Source organism: Nitrosomonas mobilis, from assembly GCF_900103035.1.
GTDB classification, from domain to species: domain Bacteria; phylum Pseudomonadota; class Gammaproteobacteria; order Burkholderiales; family Nitrosomonadaceae; genus Nitrosomonas; species Nitrosomonas mobilis.
This window is the reverse complement of the sequence record NZ_FMWO01000105.1, coordinates 1-2,540: the sequence shown is the minus strand read 5'-3', so window position 1 is coordinate 2,540 and position 2,540 is coordinate 1. Positions and strand designations below refer to the sequence as shown.

Annotated in this window: 1 protein-coding gene and 1 pseudogene; one reads left to right on the top strand and one right to left on the bottom strand. The window is 44.4% G+C overall.

The features are described from left to right. Positions 1 to 2: 2 nt before the first annotated feature. On the top strand, positions 3 to 953 hold the full coding sequence (locus NSMM_RS14675; protein ID WP_090284233.1) for an IS1595 family transposase: 951 nt from the start codon (positions 3 to 5) through the stop codon (positions 951 to 953). 5 nt (positions 954 to 958) lie between these two features. Here NSMM_RS14675 and NSMM_RS14670 read toward each other — a convergent pair. Continuing rightward, a pseudogene (locus NSMM_RS14670) lies at positions 959 to 1,216 on the bottom strand (IS6 family transposase); the annotation flags it as partial. Positions 1,217 to 2,540: the final 1,324 nt, after the last annotated feature.

Genomic DNA, 2,540 nt, shown 5'->3' with positions numbered 1-2,540 from the left:
CAATGGCGATGAATAAAATTCAGTTTCAGGCAGGCCTGTCACTGCATGAATTTCTGCATCAATATGGCACGGAAGCACAATGTGAAGCAGCATTGTTTGCTGCGAGGTGGCCACATGGCTGGAGATGCCTGCGCTGCGATGGGGAGCGATATTCCTGTACCCATAACGGCCGCAAGCTATGGGAATGCCTGGATTGTGGCTACCAATGTTCTTCAATTGTCGGCACCGTGTTTGAAAATACTAAATTACCGCTAAGAACCTGGTTTCTGGCCATTTACTTGATGACGCAAAGCAAGAATGCGGTCAGTGCATTGGAACTCAAACGTCAGCTGGGGGTAAGTTACAAAACGGCATGGTCGATCAAGCATAAGCTGTTACAGACCATGCTGCTGCGCGAAGAGCAACGCCGTCTGGATGGACGCGTGGAGGTTGACGATGCTTATCTGGGAGGTGAAAGGCCGGGAAAGCGCGGGCGGGGCGCGGCAAGTAAGACGCCATTTGTAGCGGCAATACAAACAAACAGCGAGGGGAAGCCACTTTATATACGCTTGACTCCCGTAGCGGGTTTTACATATGAAGCGCTCAAACAGTGGTCGGCTGAATGTCTGTCATCTACTGCACGAGTCGTATCTGATGGTTTGGGGTGTTTCGGGGCGGTTACGCATACAGCCGCGCAGCATGAGCGCCATATTGTGGGAAGTGGCAAATCTGCTGTGCAGCGTGCCGAGTTTCGCTGGGTCAATACGCTTCTTGGCAATCTCAAGACTGCCTTCAGCGGAACCTACCATGCATTCAATCACGCCAAGTATGCACAGCGCTATCTTGCAGAATTCTCCTATCGCTTCAATCGCCGTTTTGATTTGGCTGCCATGGTGCCGCGATTGCTGCGCGCCGCCGCAACGACAGAACCTCTTCCGATCGGTATATTGAGAATTTCTGAGATAGGTAACTAATCAGGTTTCCCTTTAACCTTCACATAGGTTTCATCTACCCGCCAGCTGTAGCCCATCGTCGGCTTGTAGTACCACCGCATGCGTTTTTCCATTTCGGGTGCATAATGTTGAACCCAACGATAAAGCGTTGTGTGATCGACTTCAAATCCACGCTCCAACATCATTTCTTCCAATTCACGATAGCTAATTCCGTACTTGCAGTACCATCTAACACAACCCAGGATTACACCGCCCTGGTAATGTCGCCATTTGAAATCCGACATTGAGAAATACCCTGAAAAAATTCAATAATGCACCAATTTTCTTATTTTTTGCAACAGAGCCGTATGGAGTGCAATCGTCTCGCGCTGAGGGTCCATGCCAACATCGGTGATGAGTGAACGCCGCTTAGGAATTCCCGCCAAAACCAACGTATCGAGATAGAACTATTTACTATTAGGGTAACTAAAAGGTGAAGAACTAAAAATTTCGTTATCATTTTTATTCCTCCTTATTGTTTGATGACCACTATTCATTATTAAATAGCACTTTAAAAAAGCTTTTTAATATTTCTTAATGAATATCTTATCAACGACAACGTTACAGACTAGTTACAGATAAACAAATACTGGTAGGTCTCTCAGCTTATTGTGTGAAGAACGTATATGGGCGATGTTTTTCCATACGTTTACTCACCACAGTCTTCAACTGCAACGTAGTCGCAGGCTTGAAGCAGCATAACGAGTATTGCTAAATTAGTAATTGCCATATGCGTCCAGTCTCTGGGTGAGTTAGGACAAGGCTTTTGACTTGAGAGGTTATTGACCACGATTTTCTCCAATAGCGAGTAAGCTCAAAATTGAAAACATTGCGTGCAACGATTATTGCTAAATCCTTAAATCTGACAAAATTATGCGACAGAATTGCTTTTCTCGACTTTACCGCTCCTATTCAAAGGGTTCCAGCCCGCATTCCCACACCCAAAGAAACTGTGCAGTAGAACTAGATCGGTAAAACAGAGCATATACCCTTTTTTAAAAAGTGGATATATATTTATATTGAATATTTCTGAATGAGGTAGAAAAAAAGGGTTCTGTCTCAGTAAGCGAGTTCATCGATACATTCGTGTAGCGTGGTGAGCATATCGGAGGCAAACCAGACTCCAGCGAAATCAGCGGTGTAGCGCGCTGCATCCCAAATGCCGCACCCAAGTATGGCTCGAAGAGAACCTTGAGCTCACGGTTTTCCTTGGCGAACCAGTCTACGAGGGTTCTGTCGCATTAAGCAATTATTGGCAATTTCTCTTCATTGAAATAAATGATTGATTTGGATAGAAAACACTTAATGCGACAGAGCCATAATAGTGGTTACTAACCATACAACTGCCCCATATTTAACATAATAGATATTATAGGAAATTGGAAATACACCATTAACAGATTGATTTACAATATTTAACCAGCCTAGTTTACAAACTTCCGGCATTTTTTAATTGTGTTACCGCTTTATCAAAACTGTAGAAAGCTGACAATGAAGAGCCGATATCCTCTGCGACAAAGTGCGATTTGTTGACAATGAGTGAATCGGCAAAATCGAGTTCTTTGCCAC

Bases quoted from the DNA above. Each gene is read 5' to 3' on its own strand.
- NSMM_RS14675 (WP_090284233.1), top strand. From the start codon at position 3: ATGGCGATGAATAAAATTCAGTTTCAGGCAGGCCTGTCACTGCATGAA.